Annotated in this window: 21 protein-coding genes; 5 read left to right on the top strand and 16 right to left on the bottom strand. The window is 70.7% G+C overall.

Translation table 11 applies throughout. From position 1 onward, the window contains the following. Positions 1 to 63: 63 nt before the first annotated feature. Positions 64 to 3,570, bottom strand: coding sequence for a glycosyl hydrolase (locus IEY69_RS19120; protein ID WP_189074735.1), 3,507 nt, complete (start codon positions 3,568 to 3,570; stop codon positions 64 to 66). A 138-nt stretch (positions 3,571 to 3,708) separates the two neighbouring features. Beyond that, positions 3,709 to 4,722, bottom strand: coding sequence for a LacI family DNA-binding transcriptional regulator (locus tag IEY69_RS19115; protein WP_189074734.1), 1,014 nt, complete (start codon positions 4,720 to 4,722; stop codon positions 3,709 to 3,711). A gap of 194 nt (positions 4,723 to 4,916) precedes the next feature. Between IEY69_RS19115 and IEY69_RS19110 the strand changes: the two genes are divergently transcribed. Beyond that, the gene (locus IEY69_RS19110; RefSeq protein WP_189074733.1) at positions 4,917 to 6,251 is read left to right on the top strand and encodes a M20/M25/M40 family metallo-hydrolase; all 1,335 of its coding nucleotides are present in this window, start codon (positions 4,917 to 4,919) and stop codon (positions 6,249 to 6,251) included. Positions 6,252 to 6,319: 68 nt separating this feature from the next. On the opposite strand, the gene IEY69_RS19105 is transcribed toward IEY69_RS19110, so the two are convergent. The 4 genes from IEY69_RS19105 to IEY69_RS19090 all read right to left on the bottom strand — a co-directional run bounded on the left by IEY69_RS19105 (position 6,320) and on the right by IEY69_RS19090 (position 9,837). After that, on the bottom strand, positions 6,320 to 6,997 hold the full coding sequence (locus IEY69_RS19105) for an SDR family oxidoreductase (RefSeq protein WP_189074732.1): 678 nt from the start codon (positions 6,995 to 6,997) through the stop codon (positions 6,320 to 6,322). Positions 6,998 to 7,080: 83 nt separating this feature from the next. After that, positions 7,081 to 8,316, bottom strand: a complete 1,236-nt coding sequence (locus tag IEY69_RS19100) for a M24 family metallopeptidase (protein WP_189074731.1) — start codon at positions 8,314 to 8,316, stop codon at positions 7,081 to 7,083. Positions 8,317 to 8,545: 229 nt separating this feature from the next. After that, a complete protein-coding gene (locus tag IEY69_RS19095) occupies positions 8,546 to 9,016 on the bottom strand; it encodes a hypothetical protein (RefSeq protein WP_189074730.1) in 471 nt (156 codons plus the stop codon). 269 nt (positions 9,017 to 9,285) lie between these two features. Beyond that, positions 9,286 to 9,837 carry an HD domain-containing protein gene (locus tag IEY69_RS19090; RefSeq protein ID WP_189074729.1) on the bottom strand — a complete coding sequence of 184 codons (552 nt, stop codon included), beginning with the start codon at positions 9,835 to 9,837 and terminating at the stop codon, positions 9,286 to 9,288. Positions 9,838 to 9,884: 47 nt separating this feature from the next. Here IEY69_RS19090 and IEY69_RS19085 point away from each other — a divergent pair, with 47 nt between their 5' ends. Continuing rightward, positions 9,885 to 10,367 carry a hypothetical protein gene (locus IEY69_RS19085; protein ID WP_189074728.1) on the top strand — a complete coding sequence of 161 codons (483 nt, stop codon included), beginning with the start codon at positions 9,885 to 9,887 and terminating at the stop codon, positions 10,365 to 10,367. 65 nt (positions 10,368 to 10,432) lie between these two features. Here the strand turns inward: IEY69_RS19085 and IEY69_RS19080 are convergent, their stop codons facing one another. From IEY69_RS19080 to IEY69_RS19065, 4 genes are all read right to left on the bottom strand, one after another. Then, positions 10,433 to 10,990 (bottom strand): HNH endonuclease, encoded by a 558-nt coding sequence (locus IEY69_RS19080; protein ID WP_174367598.1) that lies wholly within the window; start codon positions 10,988 to 10,990, stop codon positions 10,433 to 10,435. Between the two features lie 101 nt (positions 10,991 to 11,091). After that, positions 11,092 to 11,775 carry a MarC family protein gene (locus IEY69_RS19075; RefSeq protein ID WP_189074727.1) on the bottom strand — a complete coding sequence of 228 codons (684 nt, stop codon included), beginning with the start codon at positions 11,773 to 11,775 and terminating at the stop codon, positions 11,092 to 11,094. Positions 11,776 to 11,852: 77 nt separating this feature from the next. Continuing rightward, positions 11,853 to 12,551 carry a hypothetical protein gene (locus tag IEY69_RS19070; RefSeq protein WP_229784129.1) on the bottom strand — a complete coding sequence of 233 codons (699 nt, stop codon included), beginning with the start codon at positions 12,549 to 12,551 and terminating at the stop codon, positions 11,853 to 11,855. A gap of 104 nt (positions 12,552 to 12,655) precedes the next feature. Continuing rightward, complete coding sequence (locus IEY69_RS19065) at positions 12,656 to 13,045, bottom strand: Fur family transcriptional regulator (protein ID WP_189074726.1); 390 nt, start codon at positions 13,043 to 13,045, stop codon at positions 12,656 to 12,658. 264 nt (positions 13,046 to 13,309) lie between these two features. Between IEY69_RS19065 and IEY69_RS19060 the strand changes: the two genes are divergently transcribed. The 3 genes from IEY69_RS19060 (at position 13,310) to IEY69_RS19050 (ending at position 15,736) form a co-directional block, all read left to right on the top strand. Then, positions 13,310 to 14,230: a biotin--[acetyl-CoA-carboxylase] ligase gene (locus IEY69_RS19060; RefSeq protein WP_189074725.1), complete on the top strand. Its 921-nt coding sequence runs from the start codon at positions 13,310 to 13,312 to the stop codon at positions 14,228 to 14,230. 29 nt (positions 14,231 to 14,259) lie between these two features. After that, positions 14,260 to 14,844 carry a biotin transporter BioY gene (locus IEY69_RS19055; protein WP_189074724.1) on the top strand — a complete coding sequence of 195 codons (585 nt, stop codon included), beginning with the start codon at positions 14,260 to 14,262 and terminating at the stop codon, positions 14,842 to 14,844. Positions 14,845 to 15,034: 190 nt separating this feature from the next. Then, positions 15,035 to 15,736, top strand: a complete 702-nt coding sequence (locus IEY69_RS19050) for a hypothetical protein (RefSeq protein WP_189074723.1) — start codon at positions 15,035 to 15,037, stop codon at positions 15,734 to 15,736. Between the two features lie 67 nt (positions 15,737 to 15,803). Here the strand turns inward: IEY69_RS19050 and recA are convergent, their stop codons facing one another. From recA to IEY69_RS19020, 6 genes are all read right to left on the bottom strand, one after another. Continuing rightward, positions 15,804 to 16,868 (bottom strand): recombinase RecA, encoded by a 1,065-nt coding sequence (gene recA / locus IEY69_RS19045; protein WP_189074722.1) that lies wholly within the window; start codon positions 16,866 to 16,868, stop codon positions 15,804 to 15,806. Next, complete coding sequence (gene thpR / locus IEY69_RS19040; RefSeq protein WP_189074721.1) at positions 16,865 to 17,578, bottom strand: RNA 2',3'-cyclic phosphodiesterase; 714 nt, start codon at positions 17,576 to 17,578, stop codon at positions 16,865 to 16,867. Before thpR ends, recA begins: the two co-directional genes overlap by 4 nt. Further along, complete coding sequence (locus IEY69_RS19035) at positions 17,575 to 18,786, bottom strand: CinA family nicotinamide mononucleotide deamidase-related protein (RefSeq protein WP_189074720.1); 1,212 nt, start codon at positions 18,784 to 18,786, stop codon at positions 17,575 to 17,577. Before IEY69_RS19035 ends, thpR begins: the two co-directional genes overlap by 4 nt. A 105-nt stretch (positions 18,787 to 18,891) precedes the next feature. After that, entirely contained in the window at positions 18,892 to 19,221 is a 330-nt protein-coding gene (locus IEY69_RS19030; protein WP_189074719.1) for a four-helix bundle copper-binding protein, read from the bottom strand. A gap of 83 nt (positions 19,222 to 19,304) precedes the next feature. Beyond that, positions 19,305 to 20,354: an SRPBCC family protein gene (locus IEY69_RS19025; protein WP_189074718.1), complete on the bottom strand. Its 1,050-nt coding sequence runs from the start codon at positions 20,352 to 20,354 to the stop codon at positions 19,305 to 19,307. A 138-nt stretch (positions 20,355 to 20,492) separates the two neighbouring features. Further along, a complete protein-coding gene (locus IEY69_RS19020; RefSeq protein WP_189074717.1) occupies positions 20,493 to 20,723 on the bottom strand; it encodes a hypothetical protein in 231 nt (76 codons plus the stop codon). Positions 20,724 to 20,754 lie beyond the last annotated feature (31 nt).

Genomic DNA, 20,754 nt, shown 5'->3' with positions numbered 1-20,754 from the left:
GGTGCTCGCTTCGCTCGATTCAGAGGTATCGAGGGACACCCTCAATACCTATGAACTCTGCTGTCAGTACGTGGTGGCTTCCAGTTTGCCCAGGTTCACCCCGGCGCTGTTCGCGGTGAGGGTCACGGTCTTCGTCCCGGCGCCCACCCCGGCGAAGTCCACGGGGATCGTCTGCCCGGCGCCGATGGACAGCGGGACGCTCGTGCCGTTGAAGGTCACGGTGAACGCGCTGCTGCTGGCGCTGCTGGCGTTCGTGATGAGCAGGCGCACGTTGCGGGTCGCGCTCAGGCTCAGGTCGTACGAGCGGCTGGCCCCGCTGGCGATCACGCCGACGCCCGTGGTCACCACGCCGGGCACGGCCGTCGCGCCGCTCGACGTGGTGACGCTCAGGTCGCCCGTGAACGCGCCGACGTTCCCGGCGGTGTCCTTCGCGCGCACCTTGAAGGTGTAGGCGGTGTTCGCGCTCAGGCCGCTGACCGCGGCGCTCGTGCCGGTCACGGTGGCCTTCAGCGTGCCGTTCTGGTAGACCTCGTAGCTGCCGACGCCGCAGTTGTCGGTCGCGGCGCCCCAGGTGAGGGTCACGCTGGAACTCGTCTTGGAGGGGCTGGTCAGGGTGCCGGGCGTGCCGGGTGTGGTCGTGTCCGCCGCGCAGGGATCGGTGGGCGCGCTGAGGTTCGCGCCGCTGATCGCGCCCAGGGTCACGCCGTCGCTCTTGGCGGTAACCGTGATGCTCTTCGCGCCGGTCGTGACGTTCGGGAAGTCCGCGATCACCGTCTTGCCCGCGTCCACCGCCAGATCGTAGTTCGTCCCATTGAAGGCCACGTTGATCAGGCGGCTGTTCAGGCTGCTGGTGCTCGCGACCGACAGGCGGTACGTCCCGGCGGACGTGACGTTCACCGGGAACGCCCGGCTGGTGCCGTTGGCGATCGCGCCGCCACTGCTCGTCACGGTGCCCGGCAGGGTCGCGGCGGTGCTGGCCGCCTGGGTGGTGACGCTCAGGTCGCCCGTGAACGCACCCGCGTTCCCGGCGGCGTCCCTGGCGCGCACCCTGAAGGTGTACGCGGTGCTGGCACTCAGGCCGCTGACGGCCGCGCTCGTGCCGGTCACGGTGGCCTTCAGCGCGCCGTTCTGGAACACCTCGTAGCTGCTCACGCCGCAGTTGTCGCTCGCCGCGCCCCAGGACAGCGTCACGCTGCTGCTCGTGACGCCACTGCCGCTCAGGGCGCCGGGCACGCCGGGCGCGGTCGTGTCCGCAGAGCACGTGGGCGGCGGGGTGGTGCCTCCTCCCTGCGAGGACACCACCTGCCGCGCCGGAACGTTGAGGGTCTTCCCGTCCGAGAACGTCACCGTGATCGCGCTCGCCGTGGGGTTGAACGCTACATACGTGCGGGCCGAGCCCTTCCTGAACACCGCGTAGTTCGGAATGTCCGCCGTGACGCCCGTGTCCACCTGCCCCATGGCGTTCAGGCTGTGCAGGTACTGGTACGTGTGCGCCTTCGTCTCGCCGTCCTCCGGGGTGTACGCGCCACTGCCGAACTTCGCCAGGGCACCCGCCGCGTCATAGAACGCGTAGGTGCTCCAGAAGATGTCCTTCCAGCTGTTCGGTTCGCGGCCCAGGAAGTCGTAGTTCGTCTTCAGGTACGCCGGGTTACGCCCCAGGTACGCGCTGGCCGCCGTGATGGGCAGCAGGTTGATGCCCTGGATGGCCTCCTTCTCCCCGCTGAACCACGTGGAGTACGCGCCGCCGTCCCCCCACACCATGCCCACGGCGGGCTTGCCGAAACCAGCCGGGAACACCTGGGCGCTCTGGTTGAACCAGTACTGCTCGATGGCGGTCGTCTCGGTCGTGTACAGGTAGATGCCCAGGTCACGCACGGCGCTGTTCCCCGTCAGTGCGCCCCAGTTGACCAGCGCGGCGGCGAAGTTCATGTCCTCGCTGCTGGACTCCTGGTTGTTCCCGGCGGCGAAGCCCGCGTGCCCGGCCGCCCAGGAGTGCCCGGCGTACGGGTCGAAATTCCGGATGCGCGGAAACTGACCCGTGTTGGTCGTCGGGTTCGCGGCGTCCATGATCAGGTCGTTGATGCTCGCGCCCCAGGTGCGGCCCTGCGGGGTGGCGCCGCTCACCCAGGTCGGGCGGTACTGCGCGAGGGTCGCGGCGGCCTTGATGAAGTACCCCCAGTGGAAGTGGTGGTCGTTCAGTTCCTCCTCGCTGCCGTACCCCTGCGGGTAGCCGATGAGGGTGCCCCACGCCGAGTTGTACGCGAAGTAGTTGCTGCCCTGTCCGTCCAGCCAGTCCTGCAGGGTGCGCTGGATGGCGTCCAGGAACGCCGTCTGCGCCGCCGAGTTCCCAACCTGAGCGGCCAGCGGCACCAGTTCGGCCAGTTTGCCCAGGCCCTTGCCCACCCAGTACGAGTCCCCGGTGGGGTTCAGGGTGGCGCTGGTGTTCGCCTCGTTCACGTACGCCGCCAGTTGCGTCTTGTTCAGGGTGTTCGCCGCGCCGTTGTCCGGGAAGTAAGGCAGGACGCCCTGGAACTTCTGGGTGGTCGTGAAGCTGCTGACCCCCCTGGCGACCTTCATCTGCCCGCGCGGCGACACGTACGTGTAGGCGGTGTTCACGCTGCCGGAATTCATCCACTGGTGCGGGTACAGCGCCATGACCGACCCGCTGGCCGCGCCCTCCTTCGCGGCGGTGGTCAGGGCGTACGTGCTCGTCAGGGTGGCGTTGGCGGCGTTGTACGCCCAGCTGACCTGACTGCCCGTCACGAAGGTGTAGGCGTACGTCCTGAAGTCGTTCAGCGTGGCGACCGAGTTGTCCGGCAGCGCCGCCACTGAGTAGTAGTCCTTCCCGGCCAGCGTGCTCGTGGCGGTCGTGCCGCTCACCGTCCAGGTCGCGCCGGTGGGGGCGAACACGCCGTAGTGGTGGCCGTTCACGGTGACGCCCAGCACGTTGCCCTGGTTCGACCAGACGGTCGGCGCGGCGATGAACGTCACCTGCGCGTTCCCGCCGGTCTTCGTGGCGTACACGAACGGCAGGCCGTGCCCGAAGGTGGCTTTCAGGCTGCGGGTGCCGTCGCTCCAGGCGGCGGTGATCGTCCAGTCGCCCCAGTCGTCGGTCTTCGTGTCGGGCGAGTTCAGGCCAGAGACGCCCAGCGTGAAGTCCGGCGCGAACGGATACTGGTACTTCTCCAGGCCCGGCGCGCCCACGATCTGCATGGCCGTGGGATACCCGACCTCCAGCCCGCCCGCAGTGGCGTGCAGCGTGAGGGGATGGGCGAACATGTTCTCGCTGTACGCGTTCCCGGCGTTGCGTTTGAAGATGATCGACGACCAGAACTCGTTGGTGGGCGGTTTGCCCTTCGCGGCGGCGTTCGCCGTCCAGGCGGGGCTCAGCAGCGCGCCACTGGTGTTGGTGGGGCCGCCCTTGCTGCCCGGAGGGGCGCTCGTGCCGTAGTCCAGGGCGCCCAGCGTGGGCGGGGCCGCGGCGGGCGTGGAGTCGGGGGCGCGGCCGCAGGCGCTCAGGAAGGCGGTCAGGCACAGCAGGGCGGGAAGGGGAGAACGGACGTGCGACATGACAGACCTCCGGACGGCAGCGCAGGGCAGGCCGTCAGTAGAAAACGTTTGCAGGATGTGAGGAACCAGTCGGGTACGAAGCTCAGGGCATGGGCAGTCAGGGCTCCAGGGGACGTGATCCGGGACCGTGATCCGGGATCAGGGAGAACGGGCGAAGCGCACGGACTCCCGCACACTCAGCGTGATCGGCAGGTGTGGCAGCTCCACCGCGGCGTCCGGATCATTCAGGCGTGCCAGCAGGTGCCGGGCCGCCAGCTCCCCCATCTCCCGCGCCGGGTGATGCACGGACGTCAGGGGCGGCAGCGTGAACTGCGACCCCGGCAGGTCGTCGAAGCCCACCAGTGACACGTCCTCCGGGACGCGCAGGCCCCGCCGGTACAGGCCCAGCCCCACCCCGTACGCCATCTGATCGTTCGCCGCGAACACCGCCGTGAAGGGTGCGGCGCGCCCCAGCCAGTGCTCGACCGCCAGGATGCCGCTCCCCTCGTGGAAGTCTCCCTCGAACACCAGGGCCGGATCGAACGGCAGCCCCGCCGCCGCCAGCGCCAGCCGGTAGCCTTCCAGGCGGTCCACCGCGTCCCGCTGAGACGGAATGCCCGCCACGTGCGCGATCCGCCGGTGCCCCAGCTGGATCAGATGCGTGGTCGCCAGGAACGCGCCCTGCACGTTGTCCACGCTCAGGCACGCGCCGTCGAGGCCCGGCACCTGCCGACCCACCACGACCAGCGGCATGCGGGCGTGCAGGTCCCGCAGCTGACTGGCCTCCAGGCGGCCGCCCAGCACGATCAGGGCGTCCACCTGCCGCCGCGTCAGGGCCGTGATGGCCGCCGCCTCGTCCTGAATCTCCCAGTGGCCGTTCACGAAGATCGGCTGGTAGCCGCTGCCCGCCAGTTCCACGTCGATCCCGCGTGAGACCTCGCTGTAGAACGGACTGGCGATGTCCTGCGTCAGGATCCCGACGGTCATGGAGCGGCCCCGCACCAGCCCCTGCGCGGCGGCGTTCGGTTCGTACCCCAGGCGGCGGGTGGCGTCCAGCACGCGCTGACGCTTGTCCGGCGCGACCGGCACCTGCCCGTTCAGGGCGCGGGAGACGGTGCTGATCGACACCCCGGCCTCGCGGGCGATATCTCGGATGGTGACGTTGCGGGTCATGACGTGAGGCTCCTTGCGCTCAGGATACGGCCTGGGCCGCGCCCCCCGCACGGCTGCGGAGGAAGCTCAGAAACAGGTGTGGGGCTGTACCCGATACTTAACCCCTTCTTGAAAACGTTGTCAATAGCTGACCCGCACACCACCATCCCCGACCCTCCTCACGTCACCACCCCGCATCCCGTACGCTGCCAGGGATGACCCAACCCGACCTCACGGCCCACATCGAGCGCGGCCTGCGTGACCTCGCCGACCTCGTCGCCATTCCCAGCGTCTCCGCCCAGGGCCGCCATCTCCCGGACGCCGCCCAGGCCGTGCAGACCCTGCTCGAAGCCGAGGGCTTCACCGTCCGCCAGTACCCCGGACAGGTCGCCCCGATCCTCCTGGCAGAAGCGGGCGAGGGGCCCTTCACGCTGCTGATCTACAACCACTACGACGTGCAGCCCGAGGACCCCGCCGAACTCTGGGACACCCCACCCTTCACGCTGACCGAACGGGACAGCCGCCTGTACGGGCGCGGCGCGAGCGACGACAAGGGCGAACTCGTCTCCCGCCTCGCCGGACTGCGCGCCCTGAAAGAGCAGCGCGGCGGCCTGCCCCTGAAGGTCAAATGGCTCATCGAGGGTGAGGAGGAGGTCGGCAGCCCCAGCCTCGAAGCGTTCATTGAGGCGCACGCCGCCGAACTGAAAGCCGACGGCGTCTGGTGGGAATTCGGCAGCATCACCCCCGAGGGCCGCCCCGTGCTGTACGCGGGCCTGAAAGGCATCATCTGCGTGGAACTCCGCTGCCGCGTCGCCGCGAGCGACCTGCACAGCAGCAACGGCGCCGTCGTGGACAATCCCCTGTGGCGCCTCGCCGCCGCCGTCGCCTCCCTGCGCGGCCCCGACGGCACCGTCCTGATCCCCGGCTTCCACGACGACGTCCGCCCCCCCAGCCAGGCCGACCTGGACGCCATCGCCGCTCTGCCCGGCACCGGCGAGGCGCTGCGGGACACCTACGACGTGACCCGCACCCTGGGGGAGAGGAGCGAGTACCACACCCGCCTGAACCTCAAACCCGTCGTGAACGTCAACGGCTTCCACGGCGGGTACGACGGCCAGGGCAGCAAGACCGTCCTGCCCGCTGCGGGCATGGTGAAACTCGACTTCCGCCTCGTCCCCGACCAGCACCCCGACCGCATCGTGGAACTCCTGCGCGCCCACCTCGACCAGCAGGGCTTCAGCGACATCGAGATCGTCGAACTCGAAAGCCACCAGCACCCCGCCCGCAGCGACCTGAACCACCCCTTCGTGAAAACCGCCGTGCAGGTCGCCCGCGACGTCCACGGACACGACCCCATCCTCAACCCCAGCAGCGGCGGCAGCGGCCCCATGCACCCCTTCATGCAGCACGTCGGCGCGCCCGTCATCGCCCTCGGCATCGGCAACATCGGCGGCCGCGTCCACGCCCCCAACGAGAACATCCTCCGCCGCGACTTCGAAAACGGCGTCCGCTACGCCGCCGCCCTCATGGCCGCCCTCGCCGACGGATGAATGACGCCGTGACGCGCTGAACGGAAGGCTCAGCGCGTCACGGCCGTCCGGACTCAGGCGTCCGGCTCTCAGGTATCGGGGTAGACCTTGATCTCGGTGATGTGCGCCCGGTCGGGGCGGGTCAGGGCGTGGGCGACGCTCTTGGCGAGGCCGCGCGGGTCGATCATGCTGTCCCACGCCATCCCGGCGTCGCGGTTGCTGGGCGTGTCGATGGCACCCATGGGGTACAGGACCATGCCGCGCACCCCTTTGGCTTTCAGTTCGTCGTGCAGGCTCAGGACGTAGGAGGCGACGGCAGATTTGCTGGCGGTGTACAGCGCGGCCTTGGGGCCGCTGAGGTGCGCGGCCTGCCCGGCGCTGACGCCCATGATCAGGCCGTCCTTCTGCTTGAGCATGTTCGGCAGGACGCCCTGCACGGCGTGGAAGAGGGTGCGCATGTTCGCGTCGAACATGGCGTTGTAGTCGTCCTCGCTGGCCTTGTGGGCGTCCTGCATGGCCCAGGCGCCGACGGTGTGGATCAGGGTGTCGACCTTGACCTTGCGGAGCGCCTCGATGCTGGAGGGGTCGCGCAGGTCCAGGTCAAGGACCTCGGTGGCGGGGAAGCGGTCCGCGGCGCGCGCGAGGCTGTCGCCGCGGCCGACGAGGACCATCTGCGCGCCGGCGTCGTCGAGTTCCTGTGCGATGGCGGTGGCCAGCGCGCCGCCTGCACCCGTGAGCATGATCGTGGAGGAGCCGAGGTTCGCCATGCCCCCAGGGTAGCGGTTCAGGTGTGGGGGGCACGCGCAACCCTGAGCGAAGCTTTAAGGCCGACTCATGCGGCAGATGTGATTCAGTCCTGTCCGTACGCGCGGGCGCGGACCTGCGCCCAGTCCCCTTCGCCGAGGATGAACGGCGCGGCCTGCGTGTGCGGCGTGACGCGCGGCCCGGTCTGCGGGTCGAGGTACACGTCAATCTCGCTGCGGATGCCGAAGCCCTGCGCGGCGGGGTACGTGCCGGGTTCGATGGTCACGGCCAGTCCGGGCGTGAGGGTGCGGGTGTCGCGCGTCTCGTAGTCGTCGAGGTTCGCGCCCGCCCCGTGGATGCTGACGCCCAGGTCGTGCCCGGTGCGGTGCAGGAAGAACGGCTCCCATTCGGGGCCCATGGCGTCGCGCGCGGCACGGTCGGCCATCCAGCCCTGCACCTCGCCCCAGCCCGCGCGGGCGTACCCGTCCTGGATGGTGCGCAGCGCGGCGTCGCGCGCGGCGACCACGGCCGCCCAGGCGCTCTGGTACGCGGGCGTGGGTTGCCCGGCGAACCCCACCCAGGTGACGTCCGCGAAGGGGCGGCCCGGTTCCTGCGCCCACAGGTCGATCAGGACGCACTCGCCGCCCCTCAGCGTGGCGTGGCGTTCGGGGCTGGGTTCGTAGTGGCTGTCGGCGGCGTTCACGCCGAAACTCACGTTCACCGGGTGGCCGGCCTGCATGCCCGCCGCGTCAATCTGCCGCATGATCACCGCCTGTGCGTCCAGTTCCGTCACGGGCTGCCCGGCCCGCAGGCGGTCGTGAATCAGGCGGAACGCGTCGTCCTTCGCCTGCATCAGCACCGCCACGGCCCGCTCGTGCGCGGCCAGATCGTCGGCACTCCACGCCAGGAACGACTGCAGCAGATCGGCACTCGTGTGGATCTCGGCGGCCCCGGCGGCCCGCACCCGCTCGACGGTTCCGGCGTCCACGCGGCTCACGTACGGCACGGCGCCACTGGGGCTGTACTCCATGGCGATGGTCCGCCCGGCGATCACGGCGCGCAGCGCGGCGTCCAGTTCCGCGTGCGACCCGAACGCCTGCCGCTCGGCGTTCCAGCCGCGCGTGATCTCACCCCAGGTGCCGCCCTCGATGTGGTTGTGCAGCACGACCGCCTGCCCGCTGCGCGGCACCCACACGAAGAACCGCCGCGTCAGGAACGCCTCTTTCGGGAGGTTCAGCACGGTGCGGGCGTGCGGGTTGAGGCCCTGGAAGTCGTACACCAGCCAGCCGTCCAAGCTGGTCGCGGCGAGGGCCTGCTGCATGCGCGTGATCGGCGAGGTCATGCCGCCCAGGGTACCGCCCGCTGCGGGTCAGGCAGTCGGCTGGCGCGGACACCCGCGTGGGCAGTCGCGCGCCGCCCCTCCGGGAACAGGAGGCGCGGCGCTGAAAGGACCGAAGAGAAAGCGGGGTTGGGGTCTGGCTCGCGGTGGGGGATCACCCACCTGCCACCCGATACGCACTGTGCCCGGGAAAGGTTTCCGGCGTGTCAGCCCGTCGCCCCTCCCTTCGTGGTTACCGGTAGCGGGTGAAGGCGTCGCGGCTGGCGTAGTTCTGCCGCCCGCTGCCGTCCGTGAACTGCGTCAGCGACTGCACGTCCAGGCGGCCCCTGCCGAAGTTCAGGACCAGCGTGGTCGTCGCGAAGCCCTTGGCGTACACGGCGGTCGCCGTGAAGTGATTGCTGTCACTGACGGTCGTGCCGTACGTGATCAGGGGCGCGCTGCCCCAGTCGCAGTCGTTCGGGTGGCAGCGCCCGAAGACCTTCACGGTCATCTGCCCGCCGGCCGCGCGGGTCACGTTCACGCGGGTGATGCCGCTGGTCGTGACGTTGCTGTTCACCCAGGTGCCCGTCATGTCCGCCGGGGCGGCCAGCGCCCGCTGCGGGGCGATCAGCGCGCCCAGGCTCAGGGTCGCCAGGGCCAGCGCACTCAGGGAACGGGGGGCGAGGGAGCCGGAGGCGGCGGCGGTCAGGGTGCGGGTGGTCATGATCGGATCTCCTGTGGGTCGTGAGCGGGGCGGGTGACCGGGGGCGGGCAATCGAGGGTGAACAGGCGCGGGTGGATGGCCAGTCGGTCTCACCTCCTGCGGGTGGGGGTTCTGGCGTCTGGGACGCCTTCCCGTCTGGTGTCCCCACCGTACGCGCCCCCCCGTGAGCGGGCCATGATCGCCGCGCATCAGCCGGGCGTCAGGCATGATCGACACGTAAAACGCCCGCCTGGAGGCAACATCCAGGCGGGCCGGGGCAGGGGAGAGGCTCAGCCGGGCTGAGGTTCCGGCTGCATGTCCTGCATGGCGCGCAGCACCCGCGTCATGTGCTCGTCCAGGTCCACGCCCAGTTCCCGCGCGCCCTGCTCGACCTCCTCCCGGTTCACGCCCGCCGCAAAAGCGCGGTTCTTGAAGCGCTTCTTCAGGCTGCTCAGTTCCACCAGCCGCACATCCCGGTCCGGGCGGACGAGCGCGGCGGCCTGCACCAGCCCGGTCAGTTCATCCACCGCGAACAGCGTCCGCGACAGCCGCGACTCGCGGGGCGTCCCGGTGTACGCCGCGTGCCCCATGATCGCGTCCAGCACGGCAGGCGGCGTATCCGTGGTGTCTCGCAGGAACGTCACGCCCCAGGTCGGGTGCTCGTCCGGGTGCAGCTCGTAATCGAAGTCATGCAGCAGCCCCGCCACCGCGTACAGCTCCTCGTCCTCACCCCAGTGGCGGGCGTAGGCGCGCATCGCGGCCTCCACGTTCAGCATGTGCCGCTGCAACGACACGCTCGGCGTATGCGCCACCATCAACTCAAAGGCCTGATCCCGGTTCATGCCGCAGTTTATGGCGTATCAGCCAGGTTCACGGGTCAAACTGAAGTGTGCGCACCCATGACCACGATCTGGTTTTCCAAGGCGAACGGCCTGATTTTGCCGGGAAGGTCTTAGAACAGCTCGTAGGACAGGAGTACAGGACGCACGATCAGGTCTACTCGCCACATCAGGTCTTCGCGCGAGTGGAGGGACAGTGGTGGCGGATGTTTGCCGATGGCCCCATGCTGTACATCCAACGCTGGGAGAGGGGACCTGAAGCGTTCGCAGTTCCTGAGGACGGGATGTTCTGGCCGCTGCGTGATCTTGCCCGCGAACTGGATCTCTGGGGCGAGGTCCTTCACGGGTGGTCATACGGGGTGAGAAACGCGGTTCCCTGCCTCACACTCACTCTCGAAAGCGGACTTCAGATCACCTTCTTCTCCGGTAATGACCATGCTTGGTCAGATTTCGACGTCACCCGGTGGACCTTTTCCACGTTGCCACAGCGCACGGCGGGAGTTCCTGACACCACCTCGGCCGACACACCCTAGCGAGTCGAAGAGTCTGAACGTCTGAGGCAGTGCGCCTCTCAGACCCTCGACCCTCGTACCCCGCTTCAGCCGCCCAGGTAGCGGGTCCACTGGGGTTGCCAGTGGGCGAACTGTCCGTGGGCGTACACGCCGAAGGTGGGGGCGCGGGGGCGGGTGCGCAGGGGCATGGCGGCTTCCTCGGGGGTGCGGTTGCCCTTGCGCTGGTTGCAGGCGCGGCACGCGGTGACGACGTTCTCCCAGGTGTGCCGCCCGCCGCGCGAGCGGGGCAGGACGTGGTCCATGGTGAGTTCCTCCGGCGAGCCGCAGTACTGGCAGGTGAAGGTGTCGCGGCGCAGCACGTTGCGGCGGTTGAACGGCACGGGGTGCACGCGGGGGCGGCGGACGTAGCGGCGCAGGCGGATCACGCTGGGGACTGGCATGACCGTGCTGGGCGAGCGGACGACGTCGGTGCTGTCTTCCAGGATTTCCGCCACGCCGTACTGCACGAGCGTGATGGCCCGCTTGGCGCTGGTGACGTGCAGCGGCTCGTAGGACGCGTTCAGCACCAGCACCCGCGGCGCGTTCAGGTCAGCGGCGACCCGAGGTGTTCGGTTGGTGTCCGGCACGTCCTTTCTGGAAGTCATGCCCGGATTCTAAAACGTGGGGGTCAGAGGATTGTTGCGCTGACACGCTTAGTTTTCCCTGGGGATCGGGTGCGGCGAATGGCGTAGCGCCCCCGCGAGCGTCAGGCCAGTCCGGTGGCGCGCAGCAGGCCGAGGCCGGTCTTCAGGCCGCCTCGCAGCAGTTCCAGGACGCCGTCCGCGACGTACTGCACCGCCAGCGCGCCCAGCAGCACGCCCAGCACGCGCGTGACGACGTGCACGCCGGTCAGGCCGATCACGCGGGCGATCTGCCCGGACAGGCGCAGCGCGAGGTAACACAGCAGCAGCACCACGCCCGTCACCAGGAACACCGCCGACAGCAGCAGCGGCGAGCCGTGCGCGTCCCCCGCGAGGATCATGATGCTTGCTAGCGTTCCCGGGCCCGCGATCAGCGGAATCGCCAAGGGGAAGACGCTGATGTCCTGCCGTTCCTGCGCCTCCTGTTCCTCCTCGGCGGTTTCCTTGCTGCCGCTGGGGCGCGCGAACACCATGTCCAGCGCGATCAGGAACAGCAGGATGCCGCCCGCGATCCGGAACGAACTGAGGCTGATGCCCAGGTGCTCCAGCAGCGCCCGGCCGAACAGGCCGAACAGCAGGATGATGATCCCCGCGATCAGGCTGGCACGCAGCGCCATGCGCCGCCGCTCGAAGCTGGGGCGGTTCCCGGCCAGCCCGATGAAGATCGGCGCCAGACCGATCGGGTCCATCACCACGAGCATGGTCAGGAACGTCTGTAAAGCAATACTGGAGAGTTCCGCCACGTTCACCGTCCGAGCGTACCACCCGCCCCCCGCCGCGCACGCCCCCCGGCTGGACGGTCACCGCCCGCCGGGAGGGCCGCCCCTCAGGGCTGGCGGGGACGGACGTTCAGTTCCAGCGTGCCACTGGCTGGGATGCGCTTCCCGCCCTGCGTGATCACGGCATTCACGCCCGCCGTGTACGAGTTCACGGGCGTGTTCGGCAGAACCCGCACCGTCACCGTGAAGTCCTCACCCGCATGCACCTCCGTGCGGGAGGTCGTGACGACCACGCCGGGCGTGCTGGCCGCGCCACTCACCGTGAACAGCCCGGGGTGCGTCTGGCGGGTGTAGCCGCCCACGCGGGCCGTCAGGGTCCGCTCGGTCCCCGCCGCGAGGGCCAGCGTGCTGATGCTCTCGCCCCGCTGGCCGCTGACCACCTCGGAGATCACCACGTACCCCCCGGCGCAGCCGGTGCGGCGCAGGCCGCCGATGTCCTGCGCGCCCACGAACAGCGCGGGCATCAGGGACGCCACGACCAGCCCCAGGCCCAGCGCCGCGCGGGCCGGGCGCCGCCAGTGCAGCGCCGTGAACGCCAGCCCGCCCGGCCCCAGCAGCAGCGGCACCAGCAGTGCCAGGATCGTGTGCCCCTCGCACGGGTCGCTCAGCAGGGCGCCGCCCAGCCCCCGCACCGCGAACGTCAGCGCCGCGCCCAGCCCCCACCCCAGCAGGAACGTCGGCAGGAACGAACGGGCGGTGTACACCGGAAACTCCGGAGCGTCAGGCTGGGTGGGCGGCACGGTCACCCGCGCAGCCTACCGCCCGCCCCCCAGGCAAGGCGTCCCGCAACCCAGCGCAATGCTCCCCCTCGGCCTGCACGGAGCAGGGGAGGGGGGGCCGATCCAGTTCTTCAGTTCTGCGTCTGGCAGGCGGGGCAGACGCCCATGAATTCCAGGCGGACGTCCGTCACCTGGAACCCGGCGGGCAGCGCCGAGGCGGGCACGGCGGGCACGTCCCCGGCGTCCACGTCGAAGATCGCGCCGCAGCTGCGGCACACGGCGTGGTGGTGGGCGTCGCCCTCGCGCCAGTCGTAACGGGTGGCCTGCCCGGCGCGTTCCAGCGTCACGACCACCCCGTCACGCACCAGGGCGTCCAGCGTGCGGTACACGGTCCCCAGGCTCACGCTGGGCAGCTGCTCGCGCACCTGCGCGTGAATCCACGCGGCGTCCGGATGGGACCGGGCCGAGCGCAGCACGTCGATCACCGCTGCCCGCTGCTTGGTCTGCCGCACCATCGTCATGCGCGCAGTCTACCAAACGCCGCCTGACGCGCCGATGACGGGCGTGACAAAGGGGGTCGTGGGAAGTAGGCAGTGGGCTGAAGGGTGTCGGTCGGAAGCGGTTCTCTGGAGGCGAGCCTGGCCACCCGTCGGCGTGCCGGGTGAGGCCGCCGACCCACTTCCCACAACCCACTCCCTACTCCCCGTCGTCCCGTCATGCGGGTCGCTTCCTTGAACCGGGTTCATTGCTTTCGTTCAGTCAGGCGCGTACAACACTGAACGACCATGCCCGAGCGCCTCCTGCCCCTCCTGACCACGCAGCCCCAGACCGGGGACGCGCTGGGCGCGCGACTGGGCGTGAACCGCGTGACGGTCAACACCCTGGCCCGCCGCCTGCAGGAGGACGGGGTTCCCGTGCAGGTCAGCCGCGCCGGGTATGCCCTGCACCCCGACGCCCCCGCGCCCGCGCAGGTCACGCCGACCGGGCTGATGGGGGCCGCGCTCCGCTACCACGGCACCGTGACGAGCACCCAGGACGCCCTGCGCGCCTGGGCGGACGAGGCCCACGATCCCGCCCCGCACGGCGCGGTCCTGACCGCCGAACGGCAGACCGCCGGGCGCGGGCGGCGCGGGCGCGCCTGGGACACCACGCACGGCACGCTGGTGTTCAGCGTCCTGCTGCGGCACGGTCCCGGCGGCGGCCCGCTCAGCCTCCCGCACCTGGCGCTGCTGCCCCTGGCGGCGGGCGTCGCGCTGGCCCGCGCGGCGGGCATGGGGGGCCTGAAGTGGCCGAACGACCTGCTCGCCCCGGACCGCCGCAAACTGGCGGGCATCCTGCTGGAAGCCGACCTGCGCGGCGAGGAGGCCCGCCGGGCGGTGCTGGGCATCGGCGTGAACGTCAGCGCCGCGCCGGACGGGGCCGCGCACCTGCGCGAGTTCCGCCCCGACCTGACCCGCGCGGACCTCCTGACGGACCTGCTGCGGGAACTGCACACCTGGCTGGACGCCCCGCCGCACGAGGTGCTGCGCGCGTGGCGTGAGGCCAGCGTCACCCTCGGGCAGCCCGTGCGTGTGCAGACCCCGCACGGCCCCGTGGACGGCACCGCCCTCGACCTCGACCCCAGCGGCAGCCTGATCGTGCAGACGCCCGCCGGACCCCTCACCGTCGGTGCGGGCGACGTGCAGCTCATCGGCACCCTCACCTGACGCCCCCCACCCCCACACCGGAGGACCCCATGACCCTGACCCACCCCACCCTCGCCCGCCAGCTCGCCCCCACCCCCAGCCTCCTGCGCGACGTGCTGCTCGTCGTGGGCGGCGCCGCGTTCGTCGCCGTGCTCGCCCAGGCCGAGGTGCCCCTCAAGCCCGTGCCGCTGACCCTGCAGACGCTCGGCGTGCTGCTCGTCGGCGCGGCCCTCGGCTGGAAACGCGCGCTGGCGGCGCTGGCCGTGTACGTCGCCGCCGGGGCCGCCGGACTGCCCGTCCTGGCAGGCGGGTCCGCCGGACTGATGAACGCCGCCGGGACCGGCCTGCGCGCCAGCATCGGCTACCTGTTCAGCTACCCGCTGGCCGCCGCCCTCGTCGGCTTCCTGGTGGAACGCTACGCACTGGACCGCAAGTTCCTCGGCACCTGCCTCGCCATGCTCGCGGGCAGCGCCCTCATCTACGCCGTGGGCCTCCCGGTGCTGGGCGCGCTGACCGGCCTGAAGGGCGGCGCGCTCCTGACCGCCGGCCTGACCCCCTTCATCATCGGGGACACCATCAAACTGCTGCTGGCCGCGCTGCTGCTGCCCACCGCCTGGAAATTCATCCGCAAATAAACGGCAGTCCGGACACGGCCCCCACCTTCACCCGGGTGGGGGCCGTCACCATGCCGCGCGGGGCGCGTGGCGTGTCTCCCGTGCGGAGACCCGTGAGGCTGGCGTGCCTCCACTCTGCCGGGCGCGGGCCTGTGCGGGCATCCGCCGAAAGTGGCATCCGCGCGTAGGCCGGGCGGCGTACGCTGGAGCCGTGCGAAGGACGACGGTGGCGGTGTGGGCGGCCCTCCTGACCGGGGTGGTGGGCGCGCAGCCTGCCGCGCCGGTGCTGCGCGGCGTGGTGCCCGGCTGGGCGGACGGGGCGGGTTCGGTGGGGCTGCTGCTGGAGTTCCCCGGCGGGGACGACCGCCGGATTCAGGCGGCGCGCGGGACGCTCGGCGCGGCGGGGGACCTGACGCTGCCTCTGCCCGACCCGGCGCGGCTGGCGGGCTCGCTGGTGCCGCTCGCGGAGTGGCTGAACTTGGAGCCGCTGGGCTGCGTGACCCGCAGCGGGAAGATCACGCTGGGCGACCCGGCGGCGCAGGTGTTCCCACTGAACGAACTGCGGGTGGCCGCGGCCGGGCGGACGTTCCCCAGCGTGGGCAGCATCGTGGGTGAGGACCTGTGGCAACCCGCGATGGTCCTGAACACCGAGGCGAACCTGCTGGACGGCCAGCCGGACATGGACGGCCGCCTGCGGTTCCAGCGGGTGGTATTCAGCGCGGCGGACGTGACGGTCAACGGCGAGACCCGCTGCGTGCCAGAGCAGGCGATGCCCGAACGGCTCAGCGTCGAGTTGCCCCTGAAGACTGGGTGGAACGTCGTGCAGGAGGACGTGAACTACCCCGGGGAGGACGCGGAGCGCAGCCTGACGCTCGCCCCGGCGGACACCATCACCGTCTGGCAGACCCGCTAGGCGCATGGAAGAGGGGAGACCCGCAGGCCTCCCCCCTCCATTACCCATCAACTTTCAACGATCGACCTTACTCCGCGACGGTGGGCACGGCGGCCAGCGGGTCGCGGCCGTCCTTGATCGCGCCGAGGACGCGGGTGCGGATCTCGGCTTCCATCTCGGGGCGCTCGGCGATGTACGCGATGGCCTTCTCCTTGCCCTGGCCGATGCGTTCGTCGTTGTAGGAGTAGAACGATCCGGCCTTCTTGATGATCTCCATGTCGCTGGCGAGCGTCACGAGGTCTGAAAGTTGGTCGAAGCCCTTGCCGTACATCAGGGTCAGTTCGACTTCCTTGAAGGGCGGCGCGACCTTGTTCTTGACGGTCTTGACCTTGACGGTGTTGCCGATGGCGTCGTTGCCCATCTTGACGGGCTGGCCGATCTTGCGGACGTCCAGGCGGACGCTGGAGTAGAACTTCAGGGCGCGGCCGCCGGTGGTGGTTTCGGGGTTGCCGTACATCACGCCGATCTTCTCGCGGACCTGGTTGATGAAGATGGCGGCGGTGCCGGTCTTGCTGAGGATTGCGGTGAGTTTGCGCAGCGCCTGGCTCATCAGGCGGGCTTGCAGGCCGGGGAGGCTGTCGCCCATCTCCCCCTCGATTTCCGCGCGGGGTGTCAGGGCGGCCACGGAGTCCACGACGACGACGTCCACGGCGCCGCTGCGCACGAGGAGCTCCATGATTTCCAGCGCCTGCTCGCCGTTGTCGGGCTGCGAGACGAGCAGTTCGTCGGTGTTCACGCCCAGCGCGCGGGCGTACACGGGGTCCAGGGCGTGCTCGGCGTCGATGAACGCGCAGGTGCCGCCGGCCTTCTGGGACTGCGCGACGATGCTCAGCGCCAGGGTGGTCTTGCCGCCGGATTCCGGGCCGTAGATCTCGGTGACGCGGCCCTTGGGTACGCCGCCCACGCCCAGCGCGAGGTCGAGTGACAGGCTGCCGGTGCTGACGGCCTGCACGTCGAGTTTGCTCTCGGCGCCGAGTTTCATGATCGAGCCCTTGCCGAACGCCTTCTCGATCTGGCTCATGGCGGTCTCGATGGCCTTGGCGCGTTCCTTGGCGTCGGTGGGGGCGGCGGTGATGTCTTTTTCTTTGCTCATGGCGTCTCCTGGATAGCCTCGTCCGGGGCCGGTTCGGTCGCGGGGGCGGGGGTGGCGGGTGTGCCGCGCAGGCGGAAGGTGCTGACGGTTTCGTGAATGGGGCCGGTCTTGCGCAGGATGCTGCGGTGCAGCCCGGCGCTGCCGGCCGTCCAGTGTTTGGGGAAGAGGATCGGGGGGACGCGCGGCGCGGGGCCTTTCTTGCGGGCCAGCGTGACGTGCGCCTTGAAGGGGAGGTCGTCGGTGCTCAGGCCGAGTGCCTGGATTTCTGCGCGCAGCGCGGCGGCCAGTTCGTTCAGGCCCTCGGCTTCGACCTTCACGAACCACACGCGGGGGCTGCCCTCGTTGGGGAAGTACCCGGTGCCGCGCAGTTTCAGGTCCAGCGGCGCGGCGTCCGTGAAGAGGCGCGTGCCGAGCTTCTTCAGGTCGTCCACCCGGTCGTGCGGGACGGCCGGGAGGTACGCCAGCGTGACGTGCATCTGGTCTGCCGGGACCGAGCGCCAGTTGCCGCGCAGTTTCCCCTGCGCCGCGACGAGTGCGGGCGTGACGTCCGCCGGGACGGGCAGCGCGAAGAAGAGGCGCTGCGTGATGGGGGTGTGGGTGTCGGGCGCGCCGCGTCCCTTCCCGGCAGCTTTCGGGCCGGGCCGGGCGCCAGCTTTGGGTCCGGGCTGGCTGGTGGGACGGGCGGGGCGTTTCGGGCGGGGGTCGGTCATGGGGTCCATCCTGGCAGGGTGCGGGCCGCGAGGGCCAGCGCCGCTGCCGCGGCCCGCTCGCGCAGCTGGGCCGGATCGCCCGGCCAGTTCAGGCCCGCTGCGGCGACCCGCGCGCCGTCACTCAGCGCGACATGCGCCTGCCCGGCCCCCTCGCCACTGGTGCACACGACCACCGCGAGGCCCAGGTTGGCCCCCAGGTGCTCGCGCGCCCCGGCGGCCAGTTCCCGCGCGCCCGCCTCGCTGACCAGCCCGTCCCCCTGCAACGTTACGGGGGTCAGGCCCAGCGTGATCAGGCGGCGGTGATCCTGCGTGACCGCCGCGTCCAGAAATCCCGGCTGCTCGGCCAGCAGGGTGCACAGCACGCCCGCGCTGCCCGCCTCGATCACGCCCAGGGTCCGCCCGGCTAGGGCGGCCTGCACGGTGCCCGCCAGGGTCTGGTCGTCCTCGCCCCAGGTCCACTCGCGCAGCACGCCGCGCACCTCGTCCAGCACGGGGGTCAGCTGCGCGCGGGCCTCATCGGAGGTGGGGGCGCTGGCCGCCACGCGCACGTCCACGCCGGTCAGGCGGGCGTACGTGGCGACACTGGGGTTCGCCTGCCGGGTCAGGTGCCCCAGCCGCTCGGCGATCAGGCTCTCGCCGATGCCGTGCGTGTGGACGGTGACGTGCTCCAGCGCCGTTGTGGGCAGCGGCAGGCGCGACAGGACCTGCTCGGTCCACATGCGGCGCATCTCGCGCGGCGGGCCGGGCAGCGCCGCGATCAGTTTCGGCTGCCCGCCGCGAGTGGTGCGGACGAACCAGCCCGGCGCGGTGCCGACCGGGTTGGGCAGCGCCTCGGCGGACGGGATCAGCCACGCCTGCTTGCGGTTCGTGTCGGGCATGGCCCGGCCGCGCGCCTCGAACAGGCCGCGCAGGTGGATCAGCTGCGCCTCGTCCACCTGCGGCGTCTCGTTCAGTGCGGCGGCGATGGCCTCGCGGGTCAGGTCGTCGTCGGTGGGGCCCAGGCCGCCGCCTAGGATGAGCAGGTCGGCGCGGTCCAGCGCCCGTTCGATGGCCGCCTGAAGTCGACCGAGGTTGTCCCCGACGACGGATTTGTGGTGCAGCGTCAGGCCGCGCGCGCCCAGTTCACGGGCGAGGAACGCGGCGTTGCTGTCGACGATTTCGCCGAACAGCAACTCGGTGCCGACACTGATGATTTCTGCTATGGGCATAACAACCTCGCCGAAGTATAGGCCAAAGCGAAACTCGCGTCCACCCCTGACCACCCCGGCACACCCACCCCCACCGCCCACCTGACCCCGATCAGGAAGCCGGGTTCAGGCCGCCATCTTCCGGCATACTTCCGCGCACTGACGGCACGCCTCCGCGCAGCGCTGGCAGTGATCATGCTCATGCTGCCCGCACTCCGCCGCGCAGGCCTCGCACGCCTCGGCACACAGCGCACACGCCTGCATGTGCAGGTCACTGCCGCGCATCAACAGCCGCGCCGTCAACGCGCACACGTCCGCGCAGTCCCGGTCCAGCCGGACACACGCCCGCATTATGTCGAGATGCGGCTCGGCCAGGCACGCCGTCGCGCACGCCTCGCACGCCTCCACGCAGGCCAGACACGCGTCGATGCACTCCCGGATCATGGTTTCGGTCATACCCCACCGTGCCACCCCCACCCCAGCCCAGGATGGGAATGAAGTTCAGCGGCCCTTCAGACCCCCACGCCTGCCCCGGCGGGTCACAGCCGCCCCACGCCCGTCCCGGCCACCCGTTCCGAACGGTCCCGCACGACATCCAGAATCGTGCGCTGCAGGTCCAGCATGATCGCCTGCGTGAACCACGCCGCGTACCCATTGAACGGCGTCGAGACGCGCTGCGTGCTGCTCAGGTGCACCAGCGTCACGCCGGGCCGCAATTCCTCAAGGCGGTACGTGCCGCTCAGCACGTCAAAGAACCGCCCGCCCACCCGCACGTGCGGATCCAGCCCCCCCGGATCCTGCGCTTGAATCCGGAACGACAGCAGCCGACCCGGCACCCAGTCCGTCACCGTCTCCCGGAACGACAGCCCCCCGTCGAACGTCGCCACGCGGACCGCGCCCACCCCGTCCCGGTCCAGCACCGCCGCCCGCGGGCGGGGCAACCCCACCGCGTGCGCCCACCCGGCCGTCACCTCCCGGTCCTCGATGCGCGGCACGCTGCGAACCTGCGCCCACACCACCGCAGGCGACGCCTGCACCAGCACGGTGTTCGTCACCGTCCGGTACATGGTGGGCGGCGCCACCCGACCCTCCAGCGGCCCCAGTAGCGCCGGAAGCGTCGCCGACAGCAGCAGCGCCCCCGCCCGCCCCCGCGCCGCCCACAGCCGCGTCCAGAACGCGATCAACGCGCCCAGCCACGCCATCACGAACATCACCGGGGCCGCCACGAACGCGCACAGCACCCCCTCGAAGCCCAGCACCAGCGCCACTACCAGGAACACCCCTGTGCTCAGCGACGCCACCCCCAGCACGTTCAGCAGCGTCGGCCCCACAGGCCGCGCCAGCGGCTCCCCGAACGCGTCCGTACCGGCGGCGCCCGTCCCCTCTGCGTCCTTCCCTTCCTCGTCCGAACGCTCCGGCCGGTGCGCCTGCCGGAAGGTCAGGGTCACCGACAGCAGCCCCAGCACCAGCGGCACCAGAAACAGGTACGACGCCACCATCACGCCCGCCCCGGCCTCCTGCGGGCCGTTCAGCACGTGCAGCCACACGTACACCAGCAACCCGTACAGCACGCCCGCCGCGGCCCCCACCGCCGCCCCTCGCGCCCCCGGCTTCACGAGAGTCCCCGCCGCTGAACCCGCCCGCCCCGACCACCCAGTCGCGTCATGCGAGCACCATAGCAACGCCGCCCAGGTCCCCGAGTGCGGACCCGGTCGGCATGTGGGCCGTCACCCCACGATCAGTTCAGCTTCCCACTCGCTGGCGGGGGTACGGTCATCGCGGCTCTGTCCGGCCTGACTGGCGTGTTGCGTGAAGCGTGACAGGGTCCAGCTGCGCCCGGCGGCGCGCAGGGTGTACGTACCGTGCTCGCCGGGGCCGGTCACGCGGCGGCCACTGTCCTGAAAGGCCACCTCGACCGCCGTGCCCACTGGGAGCGCTTCCAGATCGGATCTGGACACCTCGCCCTGAAACGACCGCTGCGGATCCGTC

This window comes from Deinococcus sedimenti (assembly GCF_014648135.1).
Taxonomy (GTDB): domain Bacteria; phylum Deinococcota; class Deinococci; order Deinococcales; family Deinococcaceae; genus Deinococcus; species Deinococcus sedimenti.
Note: the sequence above shows the minus strand (reverse complement) of the source record. Positions and strands in the feature narration are given on the sequence as shown.

Excerpts from the sequence above, each read along its gene's own strand:
- IEY69_RS19120 (WP_189074735.1), bottom strand. The coding sequence starts at position 3,570 with ATGTCGCACGTCCGTTCTCCCCTTCCCGCCCTGCTGTGCCTGACCGCC.
- IEY69_RS19115 (WP_189074734.1), bottom strand. The coding sequence starts at position 4,722 with ATGACCCGCAACGTCACCATCCGAGATATCGCCCGCGAGGCCGGGGTG.
- IEY69_RS19110 (WP_189074733.1), top strand. The coding sequence starts at position 4,917 with ATGACCCAACCCGACCTCACGGCCCACATCGAGCGCGGCCTGCGTGAC.
- IEY69_RS19105 (WP_189074732.1), bottom strand. The coding sequence starts at position 6,997 with ATGGCGAACCTCGGCTCCTCCACGATCATGCTCACGGGTGCAGGCGGC.
- IEY69_RS19100 (WP_189074731.1), bottom strand. The coding sequence starts at position 8,316 with ATGACCTCGCCGATCACGCGCATGCAGCAGGCCCTCGCCGCGACCAGC.
- IEY69_RS19095 (WP_189074730.1), bottom strand. The coding sequence starts at position 9,016 with ATGACCACCCGCACCCTGACCGCCGCCGCCTCCGGCTCCCTCGCCCCC.
- IEY69_RS19090 (WP_189074729.1), bottom strand. The coding sequence starts at position 9,837 with ATGAACCGGGATCAGGCCTTTGAGTTGATGGTGGCGCATACGCCGAGC.
- IEY69_RS19080 (WP_174367598.1), bottom strand. The coding sequence starts at position 10,990 with ATGACTTCCAGAAAGGACGTGCCGGACACCAACCGAACACCTCGGGTC.
- IEY69_RS19065 (WP_189074726.1), bottom strand. The coding sequence starts at position 13,045 with ATGACGATGGTGCGGCAGACCAAGCAGCGGGCAGCGGTGATCGACGTG.
- IEY69_RS19060 (WP_189074725.1), top strand. The coding sequence starts at position 13,310 with ATGCCCGAGCGCCTCCTGCCCCTCCTGACCACGCAGCCCCAGACCGGG.
- IEY69_RS19055 (WP_189074724.1), top strand. The coding sequence starts at position 14,260 with ATGACCCTGACCCACCCCACCCTCGCCCGCCAGCTCGCCCCCACCCCC.
- recA (WP_189074722.1), bottom strand. The coding sequence starts at position 16,868 with ATGAGCAAAGAAAAAGACATCACCGCCGCCCCCACCGACGCCAAGGAA.
- thpR (WP_189074721.1), bottom strand. The coding sequence starts at position 17,578 with ATGACCGACCCCCGCCCGAAACGCCCCGCCCGTCCCACCAGCCAGCCC.
- IEY69_RS19035 (WP_189074720.1), bottom strand. The coding sequence starts at position 18,786 with ATGCCCATAGCAGAAATCATCAGTGTCGGCACCGAGTTGCTGTTCGGC.
- IEY69_RS19030 (WP_189074719.1), bottom strand. The coding sequence starts at position 19,221 with ATGACCGAAACCATGATCCGGGAGTGCATCGACGCGTGTCTGGCCTGC.